Origin of the sequence: Desulfitobacterium sp. PCE1 (genome assembly GCF_000384015.1) — a bacterium.
Lineage (GTDB): Bacteria > Bacillota > Desulfitobacteriia > Desulfitobacteriales > Desulfitobacteriaceae > Desulfitobacterium > Desulfitobacterium dehalogenans.
Map to the genome: position 1 here is coordinate 2966664 of NZ_KB913023.1, position 22233 is coordinate 2988896.

28 protein-coding genes are annotated in these 22233 nt (G+C 46.7%); 1 reads left to right on the forward strand and 27 read right to left on the reverse strand.

Annotation, left to right across the window (positions count from 1 at the left end):
• Positions 1-39: 39 nt before the first annotated feature.
• The 12 genes from DESPCE1_RS0114810 to DESPCE1_RS0114860 all read right to left on the reverse strand — a co-directional run bounded on the left by DESPCE1_RS0114810 (position 40) and on the right by DESPCE1_RS0114860 (position 8478).
• Positions 40-1803, reverse strand: a complete 1764-nt coding sequence (locus DESPCE1_RS0114810) for a GspE/PulE family protein (protein ID WP_014794744.1) — start codon at positions 1801-1803, stop codon at positions 40-42.
• Positions 1796-2251: a hypothetical protein gene (locus DESPCE1_RS21495; RefSeq protein WP_242835397.1), complete on the reverse strand. Its 456-nt coding sequence runs from the start codon at positions 2249-2251 to the stop codon at positions 1796-1798. The genes DESPCE1_RS0114810 and DESPCE1_RS21495 overlap by 8 nt, the downstream gene beginning before the upstream one ends.
• Complete coding sequence (locus tag DESPCE1_RS23820) at positions 2167-2493, reverse strand: hypothetical protein (RefSeq protein ID WP_242835398.1); 327 nt, start codon at positions 2491-2493, stop codon at positions 2167-2169. Before DESPCE1_RS23820 ends, DESPCE1_RS21495 begins: the two co-directional genes overlap by 85 nt.
• Positions 2494-2519: 26 nt before the next feature.
• A complete protein-coding gene (locus tag DESPCE1_RS23825) occupies positions 2520-2681 on the reverse strand; it encodes a type II secretion system protein (RefSeq protein ID WP_019850910.1) in 162 nt (53 codons plus the stop codon).
• Positions 2682-2716: 35 nt separating this feature from the next.
• Positions 2717-3100 carry a hypothetical protein gene (locus DESPCE1_RS0114825; protein ID WP_014794747.1) on the reverse strand — a complete coding sequence of 128 codons (384 nt, stop codon included), beginning with the start codon at positions 3098-3100 and terminating at the stop codon, positions 2717-2719.
• Positions 3097-3513, reverse strand: coding sequence for a type II secretion system protein GspG (locus tag DESPCE1_RS0114830; RefSeq protein ID WP_014794748.1), 417 nt, complete (start codon positions 3511-3513; stop codon positions 3097-3099). Before DESPCE1_RS0114830 ends, DESPCE1_RS0114825 begins: the two co-directional genes overlap by 4 nt.
• A 193-nt stretch (positions 3514-3706) precedes the next feature.
• Positions 3707-4789 carry a 3-dehydroquinate synthase gene (gene aroB / locus DESPCE1_RS0114835; protein WP_028305589.1) on the reverse strand — a complete coding sequence of 361 codons (1083 nt, stop codon included), beginning with the start codon at positions 4787-4789 and terminating at the stop codon, positions 3707-3709.
• Positions 4770-5387 (reverse strand): shikimate kinase, encoded by a 618-nt coding sequence (locus tag DESPCE1_RS0114840; protein WP_014794750.1) that lies wholly within the window; start codon positions 5385-5387, stop codon positions 4770-4772. The genes aroB and DESPCE1_RS0114840 overlap by 20 nt, the downstream gene beginning before the upstream one ends.
• A gap of 1 nt (position 5388) precedes the next feature.
• Positions 5389-6537, reverse strand: coding sequence for a chorismate synthase (aroC, locus tag DESPCE1_RS0114845; protein ID WP_019850912.1), 1149 nt, complete (start codon positions 6535-6537; stop codon positions 5389-5391).
• Positions 6538-6548: 11 nt separating this feature from the next.
• Positions 6549-7025: a prepilin-type N-terminal cleavage/methylation domain-containing protein gene (locus DESPCE1_RS0114850; protein WP_014794752.1), complete on the reverse strand. Its 477-nt coding sequence runs from the start codon at positions 7023-7025 to the stop codon at positions 6549-6551.
• Between the two features lie 18 nt (positions 7026-7043).
• Positions 7044-7868 (reverse strand): shikimate dehydrogenase, encoded by an 825-nt coding sequence (aroE, locus tag DESPCE1_RS0114855; RefSeq protein WP_019850913.1) that lies wholly within the window; start codon positions 7866-7868, stop codon positions 7044-7046.
• A 79-nt stretch (positions 7869-7947) separates the two neighbouring features.
• A complete protein-coding gene (locus DESPCE1_RS0114860) occupies positions 7948-8478 on the reverse strand; it encodes a YqeG family HAD IIIA-type phosphatase (RefSeq protein ID WP_014794754.1) in 531 nt (176 codons plus the stop codon).
• Between the two features lie 177 nt (positions 8479-8655).
• Between DESPCE1_RS0114860 and DESPCE1_RS0114865 the strand changes: the two genes are divergently transcribed.
• Entirely contained in the window at positions 8656-9558 is a 903-nt protein-coding gene (locus DESPCE1_RS0114865; protein ID WP_019850914.1) for a phosphatidylserine decarboxylase, read from the forward strand.
• Between the two features lie 27 nt (positions 9559-9585).
• Here the strand turns inward: DESPCE1_RS0114865 and DESPCE1_RS0114870 are convergent, their stop codons facing one another.
• The 15 genes from DESPCE1_RS0114870 to DESPCE1_RS0114940 all read right to left on the reverse strand — a co-directional run bounded on the left by DESPCE1_RS0114870 (position 9586) and on the right by DESPCE1_RS0114940 (position 22165).
• Positions 9586-9921 (reverse strand): branched-chain amino acid transporter permease, encoded by a 336-nt coding sequence (locus DESPCE1_RS0114870; protein WP_019850915.1) that lies wholly within the window; start codon positions 9919-9921, stop codon positions 9586-9588.
• Positions 9918-10682: an AzlC family ABC transporter permease gene (locus DESPCE1_RS0114875; protein ID WP_019850916.1), complete on the reverse strand. Its 765-nt coding sequence runs from the start codon at positions 10680-10682 to the stop codon at positions 9918-9920. Before DESPCE1_RS0114875 ends, DESPCE1_RS0114870 begins: the two co-directional genes overlap by 4 nt.
• A gap of 20 nt (positions 10683-10702) precedes the next feature.
• Complete coding sequence (locus DESPCE1_RS0114880; protein ID WP_014794758.1) at positions 10703-11185, reverse strand: Lrp/AsnC family transcriptional regulator; 483 nt, start codon at positions 11183-11185, stop codon at positions 10703-10705.
• A 231-nt stretch (positions 11186-11416) separates the two neighbouring features.
• Positions 11417-12334 (reverse strand): phosphate butyryltransferase, encoded by a 918-nt coding sequence (locus DESPCE1_RS0114885; RefSeq protein WP_019850917.1) that lies wholly within the window; start codon positions 12332-12334, stop codon positions 11417-11419.
• 11 nt (positions 12335-12345) lie between these two features.
• Positions 12346-13428, reverse strand: coding sequence for a butyrate kinase (buk, locus tag DESPCE1_RS0114890; protein WP_019850918.1), 1083 nt, complete (start codon positions 13426-13428; stop codon positions 12346-12348).
• A gap of 12 nt (positions 13429-13440) precedes the next feature.
• A complete protein-coding gene (locus DESPCE1_RS0114895) occupies positions 13441-14622 on the reverse strand; it encodes a thiolase family protein (protein ID WP_014794761.1) in 1182 nt (393 codons plus the stop codon).
• A 176-nt stretch (positions 14623-14798) separates the two neighbouring features.
• Entirely contained in the window at positions 14799-15548 is a 750-nt protein-coding gene (gene sigK / locus DESPCE1_RS0114900) for an RNA polymerase sporulation sigma factor SigK (protein ID WP_014794762.1), read from the reverse strand.
• 282 nt (positions 15549-15830) lie between these two features.
• Positions 15831-16064, reverse strand: a complete 234-nt coding sequence (locus DESPCE1_RS0114905) for a DUF4911 domain-containing protein (RefSeq protein WP_014794763.1) — start codon at positions 16062-16064, stop codon at positions 15831-15833.
• A gap of 84 nt (positions 16065-16148) precedes the next feature.
• Positions 16149-17441, reverse strand: a complete 1293-nt coding sequence (locus DESPCE1_RS0114910; RefSeq protein ID WP_019850919.1) for a U32 family peptidase — start codon at positions 17439-17441, stop codon at positions 16149-16151.
• A gap of 47 nt (positions 17442-17488) precedes the next feature.
• The gene (mltG, locus tag DESPCE1_RS0114915; RefSeq protein WP_019850920.1) at positions 17489-18514 is read right to left on the reverse strand and encodes an endolytic transglycosylase MltG; all 1026 of its coding nucleotides are present in this window, start codon (positions 18512-18514) and stop codon (positions 17489-17491) included.
• Between the two features lie 92 nt (positions 18515-18606).
• Complete coding sequence (locus DESPCE1_RS0114920) at positions 18607-19914, reverse strand: VanW family protein (protein WP_019850921.1); 1308 nt, start codon at positions 19912-19914, stop codon at positions 18607-18609.
• 143 nt (positions 19915-20057) lie between these two features.
• Positions 20058-20363: a DUF1292 domain-containing protein gene (locus DESPCE1_RS0114925; protein ID WP_014794767.1), complete on the reverse strand. Its 306-nt coding sequence runs from the start codon at positions 20361-20363 to the stop codon at positions 20058-20060.
• A gap of 86 nt (positions 20364-20449) precedes the next feature.
• Positions 20450-20878 carry a Holliday junction resolvase RuvX gene (gene ruvX / locus DESPCE1_RS0114930; RefSeq protein WP_019850922.1) on the reverse strand — a complete coding sequence of 143 codons (429 nt, stop codon included), beginning with the start codon at positions 20876-20878 and terminating at the stop codon, positions 20450-20452.
• 15 nt (positions 20879-20893) lie between these two features.
• Positions 20894-21856 carry an aldo/keto reductase gene (locus tag DESPCE1_RS0114935; protein ID WP_019850923.1) on the reverse strand — a complete coding sequence of 321 codons (963 nt, stop codon included), beginning with the start codon at positions 21854-21856 and terminating at the stop codon, positions 20894-20896.
• 57 nt (positions 21857-21913) lie between these two features.
• A complete protein-coding gene (locus tag DESPCE1_RS0114940; RefSeq protein ID WP_014794770.1) occupies positions 21914-22165 on the reverse strand; it encodes an IreB family regulatory phosphoprotein in 252 nt (83 codons plus the stop codon).
• Positions 22166-22233 lie beyond the last annotated feature (68 nt).

A 22233-nucleotide genomic window follows, 5' to 3' on the forward strand; every position in this document is an offset into this window, starting at 1 on the left:
CATTCCCCGCACTCTGTATACTTTTTGAGTGGCTTCTCCTCATCTCATTATGCCGCTGGTTGAATACCAGATTTCCTCCAGGCTTGTTAAGCCCTGCTGTACTTTGCTATACCCGTCCCGGCGCAGGGGGATCATTCCATTGGCAATAGCTTTTTCTTCTATTGCCCCTGCGCCTTGACCTTCCAACACCAAATCCCTGATATCCTGGTGGTAAAGCAGTAATTCGTGGATGCCGATACGTCCGGAATAACCGGTGCCCCGGCATTGAGGGCAGCCTCTTGCTCTAAATACCTGCTGGATGCCCTCCGGTAAATCCATGGCATCTTTTTCATGGGAATCCAGGCGCCAAAGTTCTTTACAATGTTCACAAAGACGGCGAACCAAACGTTGTGACAGAACTCCCCTCAAAACGGCCGCCACCAGATAGGGTTCTATACCCATATCCAAAAGGCGGGTAAACGCTTCAGCAGCTGTATTGGTATGCAAGGTAGACAAAACCAAATGGCCCGTCAAGGCCGCAGCAATAGCAATGCGGGCTGTCTCTTCATCTCGTATTTCCCCAATCATAATTACATCGGGATCCTGTCGCAATATGGAGCGCAACCCTTGGGCAAAGGTTAGACCAATCTTTGGCTGAACCTGAACAGATACAACTCCGGGCAACTGATATTCCACCGGATCTTCGATGGAGACCAAATTAAGCTGCTCAGAAATGAGCTCTTGCAGCAAAGCATAAAGGGTAGTGGTTTTCCCGCTGCCGGTAGGACCTACTACGAGGATAATTCCGTGGGGCTCCTTGATTAAGCGTTGAATACTCTTTTCAACCGATCCGCTCATCCCCAAAGATTGCAAGGAACGTTGTGCCGTATCCTGATCCAGAATACGTATTACGATTTTCTCCCCATAGACCGTTGGGAGGCTGGATACTCGTAGATCAATCGTTTTTCCGCTGACAAAAAAGCTGCTTCTTCCGTCTTGGGGCAGCCTCCGCTCCGCCACGTCCATGCCGGACATAATCTTAATCCGGGCCAGCACATTTCGGACAACCCCCAAGGGAAAGGTACGCTTGGTTTCCAACTTCCCATCAATCCGGTAACGCACTCGCATTACCACCTCACCCGGCTCCCAATGAATATCACTGGCTCCCAGCATAATGGCATCCCGAAGCAGAAAATCCACCAACTGAATCGTTGGGGCATCTTTTCCCTCCTCGGAATCAAGTGTATCTATCCGCCCCCTCCTTTTGCCCCATAGTTCATCCTGTCCTAAGGTGAGTTCCGCAATGCTTTTCTCCACAGTGAGATATTTCTTGATGGCCGTCACCACCTGGGCCTCCTCTGCCAGCAGGGGCTCGACCTCAAAACCTGTTAATATCCGAATATTCTCCACATAACGATGGTTTCCCGGGTCAAACATGGCGACCTGCAAAATTCTATCCTTAAGTCCTACAGGAATAGCACCATAACGCAATGCAGCCTGCTCACTCAGCAGGGAGGCTACTTCAGGGTCGATATCGACCTGAGTCAAATCCACTTTAACGACACCCAGATATCTGCTAAGCTCGATGAGCAATTCCTCCAAGGCGAGTGCCTTATGCCGGACAAGAATTTCTCCCAAACGGGCGCCTGTTTTTTCTTGCTCCTGTAAAGCACTGGACAACTGACCGAAGTCAATTTTCTGTTGACTTATTAAATATTGTCCAAATCCTCCCTCACGGGAGGTCTGTTGCTTCCACTCTTCTCGAAAACTCTCCTGGCCTCCAGCCCTCTTGCGACGATTCAGCCAAAGGGGTATCTTATTCATTCCCGTGAATCTCCTGATACTTTGTAATCAGCCAACGCCCGTCCACCTTTTCCAGTTCCACTTTAAGCTTCCGTTGGGCCCGGCCGTATTGAGCCAAAGAAGTTATAGTATAATCTCCTTCCCTGGCTATGACCTTAACCTTCACTGTACCTTCCCCGATGCTGATGTCTCCTCCCATAAAGGTCGGATCCTTTTCCAGCATCACCTTAGCCCATTCAATACCGCCTTCAGCTCCGTAGATTGCCTGACGGGAGCTCACCTCCCGCCGGGCAATCTTATTTTCCGAATGGGCCTTCACATACATTTCCAAACCATACGACGAAAATGTGGCAACGAGAATGAGGATTAAGAGGGTAATATACCCTAATTCACCTCGTCCCTTGCTCTGATCCTTCCCTGCCAATAAACCTTCTGCTTCCCTATTTCTCCTTGAAAGGTTATCGTCCACAACCCTGATACTCCTTGAGTGCAATTCCAATCCACAATCCCGCCCACTACGGGGTTATGGGCACCTTTATGATAACGATACAAATCTTTAACCCCATCATAATCTTTATCATCAAGATAATACTGGTCACTATAGGTCTCCCCGCTGGGGGTTACTGTCAGAGTCCATTTTCCTAGATGGGCCCACTGAACCGACTCGGCTTCGCGGATGGCATCACTCACCCATCTTCCGGCAGTGACCACAGCATAATGAGCCTCCATTTTATCTTTTATGGTCCGGCTGGTATTCCACTCCCCGTAAAAAACCTCAAGGCGACAGTTAAAAGTATGCCGGTTATTAAAAGGGCAAATAAAACTTCTATTAAGGTAAAGCCCCTATCCTGTCCTATTCTGTCTAAACGCTCTTTTTGATTCCCTCGAATATTTTGCATAACGAAGCCCCTCCGCCTAATCGGGACTATTGGATTCATTGCAATGAATAGAGGCTTTCTAAGGCATAACTCTGAACATTTCCTTGTTCCGGCCAGGAAACCTCTACCTTAACTCTCAAAAGTTCGTCCGGGATGTCCCAATCGGCATGAACTTTCCAGCGGAAAAGCCCCTCTTCCCCTCCCACTTCTCCACCAGGAATAATGCGTCCTCTATGGATGTTGTCGAGCCAAGACTCCGCCCCTAAGGTTTCCATGATACTTTGAGCATGATTGGCCGCTTCCGTAAGACGAAGGGCTTGGTCCGCTTCAGCCAAAGCATTCTCGCTTAAACCATACAAAGCCACAAAACCTACGGTAAAAAGAAAGAGGGCCAGGATGACATCCAAGAGAACAAAGCCTTTTTCACCATAACTTTTCATGGGATGACTTTACCTCGCTCATTAAGTTCATAACTTTCTCCATTACGGGTAGGTTTGACAAAATCTTGTCTGAGGTAAGGCCCCCGCCAGCCTTTTATTCCCGGAGGGGGTGAATATAAAGCATCAATTCCTTCAGGCAACATTCCTGTATCCAATTTGTACAGCTCCACTGCCCCTTCGATACGCACTCGATTGGCTAAATCTCCTTGGGTAGAAGTGTAATTCTCAGCTGAGCTCCATCGGGGTGATGCAATACCGATAATTACCATCATCAAACAAAGAATCAAAAGGACTTCAAGCAGTGTAAAACCTTCCTGTTTACGTTGATTCCCCATAAAATCATACCATTCTCCTATATTCCATAGTAATTTAGTCCTATTTTGGATACAAACATAATATTCTACCAATTCCATGAAGAATTCCTTCTTTAGAACTCTTATTAGACAATCTTTCTTTAATTTAGGGAGAATTTTTCTTATTCAAAGGTTTTCTTACTTATTTTAGTGCTATTCGACTTTAAGGCTTTTCAAAGACCCTAAACCGTAGAGATACTAAAAAACCACGACGCAAAGCCGTGGTTTTCTTTTATGTTTGAAGTTAAATTTCTTACTCAATCACTTTATTCCAAGCTCTTAGAATTTCCTCATTATCCGCATCACGAATCACGATCCCTTGACCTATCCCTTTAGGTAAGACCAGAACTTTTTGTCCTTTGTAGTTCTTTTTATCTGCTCCCATAAGATTGATCAATGCTTGAGGATCTTTATTCTTAATGGTTACCGGCAGACCGAAACCTTTGAGAAGCTTAATCAGTCGTTCCACTTCCCCATTATTCATAAATCCTCGTTCATGAGCCAGATGCGCAGCCGCTACCATGCCGATGCTGACACCCTGTCCATGCGTAATCCCTTGATAGGCCATCTCAGCCTCGAGAGCATGGCCAAAGCTATGACCGTAATTAAGAAACATCCTCTTCCCTTGTTCTGTCTCATCCTCAGAAACCAGCCTGACTTTTACCGCTGAGGAGCGAGAAGTCAATTCCTTATACAACTCAGGCTTCCGTGCTTTGATTTCTTCCTGGTGTTTTTCGATAAAGGAGAGAAGTTCTCCATCAGCAATGACAGCATGCTTGATAGTCTCTGCCAAGCCATTGAGCATTTCTTCCCAAGGCAAGGTCTCTAATGTACTAAAATCAGTCCATACAGCCAAAGGTGGGTAAAAATCCCCCAGCAGGTTCTTCCCTGCAGCATGATTTACCGCGACCTTACCACCGATGCTGCTATCCACCATAGCCAGAAGAGTGGTGGGAATCTGAACATAACGTATCCCCCGCATAAACATGCTGGCAAAGAAGCCGGCTAAATCTCCAATAACCCCTCCGCCTAAGGCCAAGACCACAGTCTTGCGATCCGCACCACAAGCAATGGCTTCACTGGTTAAATCGCTGAGACGGTTCAAGGATTTTTCGTCCTCACCTTGAGGTACAATCAGAGTATTTACACTAAAGGCACCTAATCCTTTTTTCAAGGTATCCATATAGTCAGCCGCAATATTAGGATGAGTAATCACTAAAAGATGCTCCCCAGCCCCGATACGGGTGGTCAGATACTCACCCAGATCTTCCAGCCTGGCCCCCAGGAAAACAGGATAGGGCTTCACAGAGACAACATCAATCCTCTGTCCTTGCATCATTCATAAAACCTCCTTCATATAGGCTGAAAATTTCTTCTACCACTTCTTCAATTCCTTTATGGGTGGTATCGATGGTCCAATCCGCTTGGTCATAAATAGGCTGTCTCTTTGCCCACAGCAGTTCAACCTCTTGGCGGTCTCCTCTTAAGAGAGGGCGGTCGTTGCGATAACCAATCCGTTTGTAGATCTCATCCAGCGGCGCATATAAGCCGATAATAACACCGCTTCGTGCTAAATCCTGCCAATTCTCAGGATTCAACACGGTTCCTCCCCCCGTAGCAATAACATACCCTTTATGTTCAGCCAAGCGTTTCACCAAAAGCCGCTCCTCCGAACGAAAACGGGTTTCTCCATGCCGGCGGAAAATTTCTGATACAGTCATTTCCGTTAATCTTTCGATCTCCACATCCGTATCGATAAACTCCCGTTCCAGGAGTTTGGCCAAGCGCCTGCCCACGGTGCTTTTGCCGGTACCCATAAACCCCACAAGAACAATATTATCCTTTGGTACGGCATGTGGAGGTCCCTCAGGTTCTAACTCCGGGGGATTGTTTTTATAGGGGTTCATCTCATTATTAGAAAAGTCATTGCTCATACTATTGCTCACTCACAAATCGTTTATAATCCTGCCAAGCCTTATACAGCTCATCCCATGTATCGGAAGGGAATTTTTCCAGGACAGCCTGAAGTATTTCCCAAGCCACTACATGCTTGAGAACCACCAGGGCGGCAGGAACCGCACACACATCACTGCGCTCTACACTGGCCTCCATGACTTCTTTCGTCTCCAGATTAACCGTTGATAAAGGACTGTATAAGGTAGGGATTGGCTTCATGACTGCTTCAATCATCACCGGTTCCCCATTGGTCATTCCGCCTTCAATCCCGCCGGCATTATTGCTATAGCGGTAATACCCCCGCCCGCTGTCATAACCGATGGGATCATGGACTTCGGACCCAAAGCGTTGGCCTGCTGTAAAGCCCATGCCAAAGGATACTCCCTTCATCGCCTGGACAGATAAGACAGCCTGAGCCAACCGGCCATCCAATTTTCTATCCCACTGGACATAGGAGCCTAAGCCCGGTACCAGGTTCTTCACTTGGATCCGAAGTATGCCCCCCAATGATTCTCCTTTGTTCCGAGCCTCTTGCAATTGGGCATATAACGCTTCTTCACCCTTGGGATCTCCTACCTTCCATTCGGAAGCCTGGACCCGTTCCCAATACTCAGGGGTATCCTCGCTGTCCATATGGATTTTTCCGACAGATAGGACCTGCCCGCCCATCTCCACCCCTAAGGCTTCCAAGATCTGCAAGGCAATATTCCCGATGGCGACCCGCATGGCTGTCTCCCGGGCACTGGCCCGCTCCAGTACATTGCGCACTTCTGTCCGATATTTCAAATGTCCCGTCAAATCCGCATGACCCGGTCGTGGTGTGATGACTTTACGACTTTCCAAATCCGCTTCATCGTCCCAGGCCATAATTTTTTCCCAATTGGACCAGTCCCGGTTGATAATCTCTAAGGCTATCGGCGCACCTGTGGTCAGCCCCCCCCGGACTCCGGAAAGAATAGTGACCTGATCCTTCTCAATCTTCATTCTCCCCCCACGGCCGGGACCCTTTTGCCGTTCTTGCAATGCTTGATCGATCTTTTCCTTATCTATCTTAGCCCCTGAGGGAACCCCTTCGAGGATTCCTACAAGCTTTAGTCCGTGAGATTCACCTGCTGTCAAATAACGCATTCCTTACCTCCTCACCTGATTTCTTCCCGAACTCTTCCCGTAATCAAGGCTGTAATGACGTACCTGGTGTCTTTTCCATTGGTTAAGAATATACTGCCGCTTAGGATTGGCCCCCCTAGAAATATAGGGACTCCCTCTGCTGAAAAGCGCACAGTATTCGGTTGATTGGCGAAACTAATTTTCTCCGGAAGTGCGATAGTTTTCTCCAACACACCTTCTCTAAAAATGCGATAGGTATTATTGCTTGGGTAAAAGCGGATTTCATACCAGGTATTTTCGGCTAGGGCGCTTGCCCTTACATCCCGCAGTTCCTGAATGAGTTGAGTGCTGGCTAAAGACAAATTACGGTTTTCCGCCTCCACAGGGAGCTTCACCAAAAGCACAAAGCCTACCCCTGCCAAAAGGGTCAGGACCAGAAGGACCTCAAGGAGGGTAAAACCCCTTGCTTTGTCAGATTGGCCGTCCTTAGGCTGACTCTTTCTCCTCATTCATGCTCGCTCCTTCTGCTACACCTGAGCCAAGGCCTGATGCAAAGCCTTCCTCATGGATTCTACAGGGGCCTTATCTTCCAGCCAAAATTCCCAGGCATTGACACCCTGATAAAGAAGCATATCCATTCCGTTGACAATCTTGCAGCCCAAGACTTTTGCCGACTGTAAAAAAGGAGTTTCCCAGGGGTTAAAGATGATATCCACCACCAAAGTACCTGGATGTATCCCTTCCAGTGAAAAAGGGTAGTCTTCCTTTTTTAATCCCAGGCTGGTCGTTTGGATAACACAATCCGCCTGTGTCAGCCACTCTCCCCTTCCCCATACCTCTTGGCGTGCCTGTCCGCCCCACTCCCGTATTTTTTCCACCAGTTCCGCCCCTCGCTCAGGAGTGCGATTCATAATGCAAAGCAGGACTCCGAAAGGTGCCAGGGCCATGGCAATCCCCTTAGCAGCACCTCCAGCCCCCAGGAGAACAATTTTCTTGCCCTCACCGAGCTCCATATGTTCCTGCAGGGAACGAACAAAACCTGAACCGTCGGTATTATGGCCGATCAACCGACCCTTGTGCACTTTTACGGTGTTCACCGCTCCAGCCCGCCTGGCTTCCTCAGTCAGTTCATCCAGAAAAGGGAGGATGGCTTCTTTATGGGGGACGGTCACATTCCAGCCGCTGAACCCCAGGGCTTTAAGACCAAGTACAGCCTCGCCCAAATCTTCAGGGCTTACTTGAAACTTTTGATAGTCTGCGGCTAAGTCTAAAGCCTTGTATCCTGCATTATGCATCACCGGAGATAGGGAATGAGCAATCGGGCAGCCAATCACTGCAAAATGCTTTACCAAGCCTACACCCCCCAAATCTTTTGGATAGCACAACGGAATGGTTTTCCCATTCCGTCATCTTCGTCATGAAATTCCTCGTTTAGCGTACCTTTGTACCATGGGGCTCCGACGTTTCATAACGCTTCATCAACCAGACCAAGACCCGCTCCATTCTGCGCAAGAACCGTGTACCGATAAATTCCTTATCATTAATGGGAAGAACCAAAATCGTATACATTCCCATACGATTCCCTCCCAGGATATCAGTAAACAATTGATCCCCAATAACAGCGGTATCCGAAATCCCGGTCCCCAAAATATTCATTCCTGCTTGAAAAGCCTTACGACGTGGTTTCGTTGCCCGAAAAACAAAAGGTATTCCTAAACGATCCGCTACAACGGCCACCCGTTGTTTGCGCTTATTATTGGATACGACACATGCCTGAATCCCTGCCGCTTTAAGTTTCTCAAACCATGCTACAACTTTTGGTCCAACTTCTAAGTCATTCCAGGGCGTCATCGTGTTGTCAAGATCTATAATAAGCCCGCGAATACCATCCCTCTTCAAAACGTCCACGGGTATACTATCCAGTGAATCCGCTTGAAAAGTCGGTTTGAAGAGATCAAACATAGTGTCCTCCCCACATGGCATTTTTTACTTATTATATCCCAGAGTTTTACTCTGGGCAAGCTAAATGGAATAGGGCTTTAGAAAATATCGAGGTTCTTTTACAATATATTCATTCACTAACCTCTGGTGAAACCTGAGAAAATATCATAAAATGTCCTGTATAGGAGTTGAAATTGCTTGATTAAATATTATGACCGAAAAACCCAAACCTATCAGACAGAAAAAGTGGCCGGAGAGAAAATGATTCGCTGGACTTATACCTCTCCTGTAGGGATGAGACTTCTGGAAGCGGTAGTCAAGAAAAAAATGTGCTCCAGCTTTTATGGCTGGTATCTGGATCAGCGAATCAGCCGGCGGAAAATCCATCCTTTTGTCCATAAATTTGATTTGGACTTATCCATTGCGGAGAAGAACGTAAAAGAATTTTCCTCATTTAATGATTTCTTTTACCGTAAGCTAAAACCTTCAGCCCGCTCTATTGACCCACATAAGGACTCCCTCATCTCTTTGGGGGATGGGAAATTACTGGCTTATGAACATATTAATTTAGACCGTTTGGTTCAGGTTAAAGGTATTACCTATAGCCTTCAAGAACTGATTAAAAGCCCAGAGGTGGCGTTAAAATACAATAGAGGCACTTGCTTAATTCTGAGGCTATGCCCTACGGATTACCACCGCTTTCATTTTATCGACAGCGGTATCTGTGAGCCCTCTCACCGTATTAAAGGAGCTTACTATTCAGTTAATCCCGTTGCCTTGCAAAAGGTTGAAAAGCTTTTTTGCGAAAACAAAAGAGAATGGAGCATTTTCCATTCTGATCATTTTGGAGATATTCTTACCATTGAAGTAGGGGCTACCTTTGTAGGCTCCATCATTCAGACTTACACTCCCCATCAAAAAGTGGCTCGAGGAGATGAAAAAGGCTATTTTAAGTTCGGCGGCTCCACCGTTCTGCTTTTTTTCGAAGAAAATAAGGTTAGGATCGACCCGGAAATTATTGAGCAAACGAAATTAGGTTATGAGACCTACGTTCTCTTTGGTGAAAAAGTCGGTGTCCGGGGTGGGTCTTTTTCAGGGTAGGCGGCCATGCTGCCGCGGCACCCCCTCTTACACAAATACGAATTGTACCAAGGCCATATAGAGCACTGTTCCCCCGCCGATGCTCAGAAGCACATTATTCTTCCAGAGATGAATCAAGACAATAAACCCAATTGCAATCCCTTCAGGCAGCCCATATGAGGCGGTCAGGAGGGATACATTTTTTAGACAGTAAACGATTAGCATAGCAATGGCAGCAAAGGGAATCACCTTCCCCAGATAAAGGATAAAAGGGGGAGTTTCCCTGCCGGATGGGAATAAAAGAAAGGGCAAGGACCTGGTGAGAAAGGTCCCCAGAGCGATCACGACGATAATAATGAGTGACTGTTGAGCGGTGAGTATCATACGACGTTTTCCTCCTTAAGAACTTTTCCTGTGCCGTCGTCCCCATCGAGAATATCGAACCTATTAAGCTTATCCAAGCTCTCCAGAGGTCTCCTGAACAGTGAAAAAACGGCAATAATCAAAGCCATTGAAGGAATTATGAAGTTTACCGGTCCAAACACCCATAAGCAAAAAACTGACGCTCCTATTCCGATCAGAGCCGGTGCATGCTGCTTTTGCGATTTCCATTGTTCAAGAAAGATGACAACAAACAAGGCCGTCATGACAAAGTCGATTCCTTTCGTATTAAAGGACACCATGGAGCCTAAAATTCCACCCAATGCACAGGCAGAAACCCAGTAACTCTGATTAAGCAAAGTGACGAAAAACATAAACCACCCTCGGTCCACTCCCTGAGGAGGGTTCGCGGCACAGAGAATGGAAAAGGTTTCATCCGTCAGCCCAAACATCAGATAGGGCTTTTTCTTTCCCCCTTCGCTAAATTTTCCTAAAAGGGAAAGTCCGTAAAATAAATGTCTGGCATTAACCATCAGAGTCATAAGAAAGGCATTTAAAGGGCTGAAAGCCATGGTAAGCAAGTTTATGGCCACATATTGCATGGAGCCGGCGTAGATAAAAACGCTCATAAGTATGGCCCAGCCAAAGTGATATCCCTTACTATTCAAAAGAATACCAAAGGCCATGCCGAGAAATAGATAACCGGCCATAACGGGTAGGGTATAAGGAAAGGCGGCTTTCAGGGCTTTTCTCTTTTCCTGCATTCTGGATTACTCCTCTTCCACTATTTTACCTGATCCAAGTCCAAGGGTATGGTTAGCGTGCGTTTGTCCGTATTCATGACAATGCTGGTTTCTACTTTATCCACCCCTGGAATGGCCATAATCGTATCGATAATAAAATCCCGGAACGTTGCGATATCCTTCGCTACCACCTTTAATAAAAAGTCCCGGCTGCCGGTAACCGTATAGCATTCGAGAACATTGGGTATTTCGTTAATTGTAGCTAAAAAATTATTGGCAATCTCCCGGTTGAGCGGGGAAAGATTCACCATTGTAAACGCGATTAATTCAATACCGATCTTTTTTTCATCAACAAATGCCGTATACTGCTTGATAACCCTTTGTTCTCTCAGGTTTTTCGTTCGTGCCAGACATGCGGAAGGAGATAAACCAATTTTCTTTGATAATTCTAAGTTAGAAATGGAGGAATCTTCCTGCAAAGCATGAATAATCGCTTTATCCTGTATATCAAAGTCAGTCTCCAATTTTAATTCTCCTTTCAGGAGCCATCTCAAAATATAATTCTGTTCTTTTACATTTTAATATATATTATTCTTCGAATTCTGACAAGCAAAAAAGATTATTCGCCCGCACCTCCTCAGTAAAACACCGCATCCATTACTGTAATAAGAGCAGCCGTGCTTTTCCTCAAAATCGTCAGCGTCGACGATTTTAAAGAAAAGCACGGCTGGTGTTTTCTTGCTATCTCCTTATGATCACCCTTGCCCTTTGCGTTCTGCCAAATAAGCCGCCACACGGGAAGCGCACAGAATCGATAGGAATTTCGCTTCAGGATTATCCGCACGGCTGGGCAGGATAATCGGTACTTTTGCCCCCACGACCATGCCTGCGGAACGGAAAGAGGCCATACAAGTGGCTGATTTATAGATAGCGTTGCCCGTCTCGATATTCGGCACCAGAATGATGTCGGCGCGACCTGCGACTTCGCTGCCCTGGATTCCTTTATGTTCCGCTCTTTCCAAGCTTAAGGCATTATCCAGAGCAAAGGGTCCATCCACCACACAGTCCTTGATCTGCCCCCGCCGATTCATCTGGGTCAGAATAGCCGCGTCCAGAGTAGACGGCATATTGGGATTCACAATTTCCAATGCAGAGATGGCCGCAACTTTAGGCCTCTGCACTCCCAAAGCCTTAGCTACAGTCACCGCATTGCGGATGATATCGGCCTTTTGCTTCAGATCCGGGGCAATATTCATTCCTGCATCAGTAATGAACAATAAACGGTCAAAACCTGCAGCCTCGATAATAGCTATATGACTTAAGGTTGTAGCTTCTCTCAAGCCCTTTTCCTTATCCAGGACAGCCTTAAGAATTTCAGCGGTTTGCAGTATCCCTTTCATCAATAGATTGGCTTGACCTTCCCTGACCAGATTGCTGGCATATAAGGCGGCCTTCATGGCATTAGGTTCATGGACAAGGGGAGTATCAGCAAGATCCACACCCATTTCCTCAGCGATTTGGCGTATCTGCCCTTCAGCCCCGACCAGGATGGGCTGAGCAATTCCTTTCTCTTTCGCGCTAAAAACCGCTTCCAAAACAGCCTTGTCCTGGGCGGCTGCTACTGCAATCTTTTGGGGGGACTTTTTGCTTTCCTTTAAAATTTGCTCAAACATAGCCTATCTCCTTATGTTCCATAGTGTTTAACTTGCTCTTGCTCAATCAATACAGCTAAGGCACCCTCCACCATAGCCTGAAGTTCATCTTCCCCAGGGTATACAGTCACCGGGCCCATTTTTTCTACTCGTTGCCGGATTAATCGGGTGAAACGCTGACTATAGGCCAGACCGCCTGTAAGTACGATTCCATCGACGTTTCCTTCCAGAGCAGCAGCCATAGCTCCGATTTGCTTCGCTACTTGGTAAGCCATGGCCTCCACTACCAATAGGGCCTCATCATCTCCATCGTCGATCCTTCTTTCCGCTTCCCGGAGATCATTGGTTCCTAAGAGCATTTGCATGCCACCGTTGGACATGACCAAGGCCAGAAGCTGCTCCTTTGTATATAAACCGGAAAAGCAGAGATTGATAATGGCTGAGACCGGCAGTCCTCCGGTTCTTTCCGGGGAAAAAGGGCCTTCTCCGGCGGAACCATCATTAACGTCGATTGTTTTGCCCCTAAGATGGGCACTCACCGTGATTCCTCCCCCAAGATGAGCGACAATAAGGTGGCATTCCTCATATTTTCTTTGCCGTTCCCGACAAAAACGCTTGGCTACAAACCGGGAATTCAAGGCGTGGAAGATACTTCTTCTGGCTATATCCTTTATTCCCGTAACTCTTGCCACGGGAATCATTTCATCCACCGTAACAGGGTCCACTACATAAGCCGGTATGGACAAACTCCGACCAAGTTCATAAGCAATAATTCCCCCTAGACTTGAAGCATGCTGCAGCGCTTCCCCATGGCTTAAATCATGAAGAAGCTTATCGTTAATTAAGTAGGTTCCTGATTCTACAGACTTGACCATTCCACAACGGCCCACCACTGCATTCAGGGAATTTAAAGGTATACCCGCTTCTTCAAGGGAATCCATGACAAAGGTCTTACGCATTGCCTTTTGCTCTAAAATGCCGGCGAACCCTTCCAGATTGGAGCGATTATAACGGATACTCTTCTCCAGAATGCACCGTTCATTTTCATATAAGCCAATTTTAGTGGAGGTGGAACCAGGATTGACGGCTAAGATCCGTAATATTCTGTCACCCAAGCCAATGCCTCCTTAAGCCAATGCCTCGATAATTACAGCCATGGCCGGCCCTCCCCCGGCACAAAGTGAAGCACAGCCGAATTGGTTCTTTCTCCGTTTCATTTCTTGGATTAAGGTCAAGATAAGCCGGGCACCGGTCATCCCCACTGGATGTCCGAGAGAAACCCCCGACCCGTTGACATTAAGTTTGTTCAGATCCAGCTTAAGTTCGCGGTTGCAGGCTAAGACCTGGGCTGCAAAGGCTTCATTGATTTCCCAGAGATCAATATCGCCAATACTCATCCCTGCATACTGTAAAGCGCGCTTCACCGCGGGCACCACGCCGATTCCCATGAACTTGGGATCTACAGAGGCGGAAGCTGTTGCCACAATCCGGGCCAGGGGTTTCAGTCCCAACTCTTCAGCCTTCTCCCTGGACATTAAGATCAGGGCCGCCCCTCCGTCACTAAGACTGGAGGCATTCCCCGCTGTAACCGTTCCCTCCTTTTTAAAGGCCGGCCTTAGCTTAGTTAAACCATCCAGGGTAGCATCAGAACGCGGATGCTCATCCTCTGTGAAAATTTTGGTTTCTTTTTTCGTCACAAGCTCCACAGGAACGATCTCTTCTTTGAACTTCCCCTCCTGTATGGCCTGGCAAGCCCGCCGGTGACTTTCCACGGCAAATTCATCCTGCTCTTCCCGGGAAATACTATAAAGATCCGCCAGATTCTCAGCGGTAACCCCCACGTGATAGTCGTAGAATGCGTCGATTAAGGCATCGTATAATAGGCCGTCATAAAGGGTATCGGAACCCATCCGATAACCTCCCCGAGCTTTTAAGAGGAGGTAAGGGACATTGGTCATGCTCTCAATCCCCACTGCCGCCCCCATATGGATCTTGCCCAGCATAATTTCCTGGCTGACCATCTCCATTGCCCGCATGGAGGAGGGACATTGCTGATTGATCGTTGCCGCCACTGTTTCCACCGGGCAACCGACCCCCATGGCTACCTGGCGGGCTGTATTCCCTTTGCAGCCGGCTTGATAAACCTGACCTGCGATTACCTCTTCGATCTGAGATGGCTCTAGCTTTGCCTTTTCCAGTGCCCCTTTGAGAGCCACAATTCCCAAATCCACAGCCCTGAAATCCTTTAACATTCCATTAAAATCTCCGATCGGTGTTCTCATACCGCTGACAATGACAACCTCATGCATGGATAAACCCCTCCTCTAATCCCTTTTTCGCCTTTAAAGGCGTTTGTTTATACGAATATTCCTAATATTCTACCACTTTGTCTTTTTTCCTTTTTTCTTTTTGGTTTAAACTCCTCCAAAAAAATCAAGAACCCGCCATTCACTAAAGCAGAACTAGCGGGTACGTACGGGTTCTTTTATTTTTTCGGATCATGGTCCTCCATCTGCTCCATCAACTTCTGAATGGCTTTCTTCTCAATGCGAGAGACATAGGACCGGGAGATGCCCAAAGCTTTAGCTATCTCTCGTTGAGTTCTTCTAGGGCTGTTCATTAAGCCATAGCGAAGCTGCAAAACATGCCGCTCCCGACGAGTCAAATTTTTAACTTTATCCAGAAGAATTCGCTGCTCAAATTCATTTTCGATCCGATCCGATATTGCCTCCCCTTCCGACGCCAGAACATCCATAAGCGAGATTTCGTTCCCCTCTTTATCCACACCGATGGGATCATAGATAGAGACTTCACCGCGGGATTTCTTGAGGGATCTAAGGTGCATGAGAATCTCATTTTCAATGCAGCGGGCCGCATAGGTGGCGAGCTTCGTCCCTTTCCCAGGGTCAAAGGTGTCAATTCCTTTAATCAGGCCAATCGTACCGATAGAAATCAAATCGTCACTGTCTTCCCCCGTCCCATCAAACTTCTTGACTAAATGGGCCACTAACCGCAAATTATGCTCTACCAACTTATTCCGGGCATACTCGGCCTTGGTAAGATCTTTGAGAGTAGCTTCCGGACTTTTGCTGGCTCTGAGAACTTTAAGGTAGTGTGTTTCATCCTGCTCATTAAGAGGATGAGGAAAAGCATTATTATTGATATAGGAGACAAGAAGGGTTACCCCCTTCAAGACAGTTAAAGCAACACTGACAACAAGGATTTCTGTCAACATGGTTTAAGCCACTCCTTTCACGCCTACGTTTTAATACCTATGCAAAAGGAGTCCAATTTCTGCCTGGCCTTTTTAATTCAAACCCATTTTTATGATATCAAGTTTATATAATAAAGAAAACCCGGCTTCGCCGTGCCTTTGACCCATATCTCCAGTGAGGCGAAGCCGTTGGTTGCCCTTATGCTTAGAAAGTATATAACGCAAGTTTATACTTTCTGATAGTGCAAAAAATGACCCTTTGGGTCATTTTAATCCGATCGCTCAGCATTCTCGTTTTACTTTCTATTCATTTTTGAAGACAATCTCAAATGGCATAGCCTCCAGAGCCTTTTTTAGATCCGGCCAGGTATATTGAGTCGCCTGGATCAGCACTTCCCCGGCCTGACGATCCGTAGTGGTGACCACTCCTAAATGCCCGAGACCTTCCACATATTTCACCAACATCTGGATTTCTGATCTGGGGACCTGAGCCTTGATAAGCACGTCAGAATCAGCATAAGGTATTTCTCTATTCATTTATAATTTCCTTTCCAAACCTTATAACCCACTTAAAAAATTTATTAGATACTTCCCTACCCTCAGCATGGCAGAAGCGTGGACCTATTTCTTATCCTTCTTCGCCCTTCTCAAGATAGCAAAAGGCGGTAACGGTCTGGGCAGCTCCAGCTTGAGGATCTCCTTGGCATGTCGGGCAACATCTACTTCTTCCCCTTCCACCGTATAGATTCCTCTGACTTCAAAGGACCAGGGCTCTTCCTTGGGTGAGAAGACCTCGATCATCTCCCCTTTTTTGAAATGATAACGCTGCTCTACCCAATAACCCTGACTGAATTCATCTTTGACTGAGGTCGGAATTTGGGGATGTTCCCGATTATCTGAAGCTAAGCCAAAGGCTACAAACTCATAATCCCGGATATAATTAGAACTCTCAATATTGTGAGATTCTGCTCCAGGCTTGCCAAAGAGGAATCCCGGAGAGTAATCACGATGACTGACCTTATCCATCTCTTCCAGCCAGCCGGGGAGTTTGCCTTCAAACTCCTCTTCCCCCTGTTCCCAAAGGGTATCAATGGCCTCCCGATAAACCTTCACCGTGCTGGATACATAATGAATGCTCTTCATGCGGCCTTCGATCTTATAGCTTTCGATTCCTAAAGGCTTAAGCATGGGCAAATACGGCAGCAGACAAAGATCATGGGAGTTAAATATATAGGTTCCCCGCTCATCTTCCTCCACGGGAAATACCTGACCGGGCCGTTTTTCTTCCACGAGACCGTATCCCCAACGGCAAGGCTGGGTACATTCTCCTCGGTTGGCATCTCTTCCGGTGAGATAATTGGACAGAAGACATCTTCCGGAGTAGGACATGCACATAGCTCCATGAATGAACATTTCCAGTTCCCCGGGGACCTTCTCCCCTACAGCTTGAATCTCTTCAATGGTCAACTCCCGGGCCAGAACAACCCGCTCAATTCCCTGCTTCAGCCAAAAGTTCATGCTGTAAGAATTGGTGCTATTCATCTGAGTACTGAGGTGCAGCGGAAGGCGGGGAGCTGTTTCTTGTGCCAGGGCGATAATGCCGGGGTCTGAGACAATGGCTCCATCGGCTCCTAATGATTCCAATTGCTTTAAATACTCAGCCAATTCTTCAAAATCCTGCTCATGCGCAAAGATATTCACCGTCACATAGAGCTTATGGCCGGCATCGTGGGTATAGCGAATAGCTTCCCCCATTTGCTCCATGGTAAAATTTCCTGCATAAGCTCGAAGCCCAAAGGCAGGCCCGCCCATATAGACCGCATCGGCTCCATAGGCGATGGCGAATTTCAATTTTTCATAATCTCCTGCCGGTGCAAGGAGTTCGGGTTTCTTCAGTCTGTTTTGATCTATCATAACGGTTATCTTCAACCTCTCTCTAAACACAAAATCACTCTTATTTTCTATTTCATATACTTAGCCTGATTCTGTAAATGTTCCTGATGAGTTTTCGCATAAATCGTTTCTCCGCTTGGGGTAGCTAAGAAATAAAGATAGTTCGACGCTGTACTGTTGAGCACCGCATTCAGAGAAGCATGCCCCGGACTGGAGATGGGACTGGGGGGTAATCCTGGGTATTTATAGGTATTATAGGGGGACTCCACCTGGATATCCTCCAGAGAGAGAATGTACTTTTGAGTTCCCAATACATATTGAATGGTGGCGCAGGACTGAAGGGCCATATCGATCTTAAGACGGTTAAGGAAGATTCCGGCAATAATCGGACGGTCCGTATCCTTACCTGCTTCCTTTTCCACAATGGAAGCAAGATTCACCCACTCCCGCAGAGTAAGATTCATTTCCGCTAATTTAGTCATCACTTCCGGGGTTACTTCCTGCTCAAAGCGTTGAAGCATTCGATTGATATTTTCCTTGGGGTTGGCCTCCGGATCAAAGAAATAGGTATCAGGAAAAAGAAACCCATCCAATCGCTGCGGCCCTGAAGGGATATCTGCAAGAAAAGAATAGCCAAAGGACTCGCTTTCAATGACCCTCTGATAGTCATCTTTTGTTCCCAGCCCGTTCTTCACAAAGAGATCAATAATCTGAGCCGTGGTATATCCTTCGGGGATAGTTATTTTTTCAGTATGCACGGCAGGTCCCTTAAGAATTTTATCGATCATTTCCTGAGGAGCCATTTGGGCAGAAAGCTGGTATTCTCCGGCGAGAAGCTTGGAATCTACATTTTGCTGACTGGCCAAAAAGCGAAAAGCCAAAGCATTGCGTATAAGCTGCTTTTGCTCCAGCTCCTGGGCTACCTGGGAAGCATTCATTCCCGGGACGATCATGAACTGCACTTCTGCTGCATTGCTTCCTTCCTCAGCGTAGGGTTGTATAGCCCAATTCCACCAGGCTGCAATTCCCACCCCTGCAAGAATTACTATAATAAATAAAGTACTGAATAACCCTTTTAACCAGCGTCTTCCCATCTTCACACTCTCTCTTTCTCTTCCTCTACTACATATTAGTTGCACCCTTAAAGGCTATACCGACCCTCGGTGTAATCTCCTATTAATCTGCCTTAGTCGGCACCAATCTTAAGAATTCTATTGGTGGGCGCATAACTATCACGGCTTAAGAGCTGTTTCGTCTCTTTACCTTGAGCATCGGTGACAATCTTCCAGGTCTTTACGATATATCCCTTGCTTCCGCTTTGTTCTTGAATCACCGCACCGGGAAGCAAGTCAGGATCTATTTTGCGTATAGTATGATAACTCAATTCCTTCTCGATCTCCTTCTCAAAGCGAACCTTTGCTCCTGTTTTTTTACCGTATATCTTAATGGTGAGGTTTCCCGCTTCTACTTTGGTACGGAAATAGATATAGGATGAACTATCATTGCGCAATTTCAAGTCAAGGGTGGGATAATTGACCGTAGCATCCTGGCCTAGAGGAATATAGGCAACCACAACCGCATGAGGGTGTCTTTCCACTATTGATAGATTCGCCAGCAGCGCAGCGTTGTATAAGGTAGAGGATACTTGACAGATTCCTCCCCCGATTCCTTTGACATACTCATTATTGATGACAATATAGGCGTCTTTAAAACCTGTCTCCGCTGTCCGCGGTCCAATGGTTCCATTAAAGGAAAAGCTTTCCCCGGGTTTTAAAAGAACTTTATCCATTTTCTGCGCGGCTGCTATGAGATTAGCGGTACGGTTTTTATCACCGGCATTGTATTTGGTGGTATATTCACCGATGACACCATCAAAAGCTAACGCTTTTAAGGACTCGGTAGTGACCGTAGCGGGAATCTCTACACTTGTTATGGGGATTCTCCTGGGCAAATCACCTAACGAAGCTTTCTTAACCTCAGCCAAAAAAGCGTCCACATTTACGGCCTCCCCTGAAGTGGCCGGGGTAATCTTAAATTGATCGTTCTCTACTTTGAAGGTGGCATCCACAGCGGAGCGGCTAAATTCAGCAAGCTTCTCTTGTAGAACCTGATTAGCCATTAAATCATCAATGGCTAAAACACTGTGAGTCTGTTTGCCGGTGTTCTCTGAGAGGTTCTCCCAAGTTCTTTCGAAATCAAGCGTAATACCAAGCTCTTCCGGAGTAAACTGAATCTCCGTCTCATTGTACACTAAGAATAGATTTTCTTCCAGTTTGTCCTTGGACCAACTCTGAATCTTCTCCTTGGCTTCCTGGGGTGTTATTCCCCCTAGTGCCAAGTCGTCCAGACGTGACCCTGGGGGAAACTGGTTTTGGTCAGTGGAAACGGCTTCCGGGGTAAGATTTAACAGGCGTGCTTCATTCGTCGTGCAGCCTGTAAAGGCCAGCAACGCCAGTAAGAAAAGATAGGAACAGCACTTCCACTTTAGGCTCATCGTTTTTCCCCCTTAGCATAGAAAGTTTATCATTTATTTTACCTTTCTATAGGGTCTGCAATTTGATCAAAAAATATTGAGTAAAAAAATAAAAAAGCAGTCGATTCGATAACTCGAACCCGACTGCTTTCAAAAACTTATGTTTATTCTTCTTCCATGCTTTCCCAAGCATCTGCGACTTTTTCCCACTCTTCATCATCTTCGATGTCGAGGAGCATTTCGTTGCCTTCAGCATCTTTGCCAAGTTTGAGGATGATGGCTTCATCAGCTTCTTCATCTTCCTCGGCACTGATAGGCATTAAAACAAAATATGTAGACCCTTCAACTTCCAACGTATCGAGATGGAGAAATTCATGATCGTTTCCTTCATCATCGGTCAGAATGATTGTGTCAAACTCTTCAACGTCATGCTCGTGGTCGCAATGAGGACCATGCTTATGTTCGGTCATTTGATTCACCTCTTATTAAAGATATAGTCATTGTACTCCCCGAGGGGAAGAATGTCAAATACATCTGAATATTTCAGATTTTTCACTTATCCTTTATTCTGCCCATTTTTTAGCCTTATATAATCCAGGTATCCCTGCAAAATAAAAACAGCTGCCATTTTGTCGATCACTTGCTTGCGCTTTACTCGTGACACATCTGCTTCCAGCAAAGACCGTTGTGCCCCCATGGTGCTTAAGCGTTCATCCCAGAGGGTGACCGGCAACCCGAATTCCTCTTTGAGAATTTGGGCAAATTCCTCAGTGGCTTGGGCACGAGGTCCCAGAGTACCGTTCATGTTTTTCGGATAACCCAGGACAATGTGGTCCACCTCATAGTCCTGAAGGATCGTTTTAAGCTCTTCAAGCTCCTTTTTCGACCTTCGGATAGTCTTTATCCCTTGGGCTGTAAGGAGCATAGCATCACTTACCGCCACTCCGATGGTCCGTTCACCAAAGTCCAGACCCATAACTCTCATTGGCTCACCCCTGACTTAGACAATTTTTAGACAAAAATGAGGGCATACCCTTCCGCAGTACCCACAAAGGACACATTGACCGGCTTCCACTGTGGCTTGCACCATCCCACCTTCTACAACTTCCTCCAGGGATAAGGCGCTTTGTGGGCAGGCTTCACAACAGCGGCCACAGCCCTGACACCAATCCGCTATATAGAGCTTACGTTCCCTATAGGTGACGGATCGTCTTAATTCTTCAGATATCTCCTGGCCTGCCAGATAGTTAAGATTAAAATCTATTTCTTCTACACTGGACATACCTAAGGCCATGGCCTGGATCCAAGGAATGTCAGTGATAAAGTCCAGGGCTTCCTCAGGATGGGTCGCCAAATGCCCCCCGCCAAAGATTTTCATAGCATAGATTCCGATTCCCAGCTCAGAGGCAAACCGGATGGCCTCCAGCATTTCCTCTAAGATACCGTCGATGATACCTAACCCTTGACGGTTGACTATGGGGTGAATCACATCGATACCTGGAAGGAGGGCACCGGCCTTCACCGCATCCACAGCATGGGTAGAGATACCGATGTACTTCACCCTTCCATCAGCTTTGGCTTTCATCAATTCCTCCCAGGCCCCCTGATGTCCTTTCAGGGTAAGGGCACTTTCCTGCTCATGGAGGAGGAAAAAGTCGATGACATCCCGATTGAGTTCCTTTCTTGCTCTTTCAATGCTTTCGGACATTTCTTCAGCTGTCACCGAGTAAGACTTGCTCACCATCCTGACTTCCGGGTGATACTGAAGGGCTTGGGCGATCTGGGAATAATTAGCGTATATTTCTGCCGTATCGATCCAATCAATTCCTTGCTCTAAAGCATAGCGAAGAACCCTCACTCCCTCCGCAAAGGATACACGCCCTTGCAGAGGAGAAATGGCTAAGCTGCCAAAACATACTTCAGATACCATAGGGCCATGCCAACCCAGAGAGACTTGTTTCATAGTTGCTTCACTTCCTCGCACAGAAACCCTCACCTTGAAGTGAGGGTTTCCCAAGAACTACTTCTTTTGCAGATACGAACGAACAAGCTCTTCCAGAAGTTCATACCGTTCCAGCTTCCGTATGAGGGAGCGCGCTTGATTGTGGCTTGTGATATAGACCGGATCACCGGACATTAAATATCCTACCAACTGATTAATCGGGTCATATCCTTTCTCTTCCAGTGCCACATACACTTGCTGCAAAATTTCCTGGGGTGAAATATCGCCCCCCTGAGATTTAAACATCATAGTGTGTTCTAAACGATCCATTAGCGTTCCCCCTTTGCTTACCAGTTAGGTGAATATTTCTCTCCGAAGAAGGGATTTTCCTTTATTTC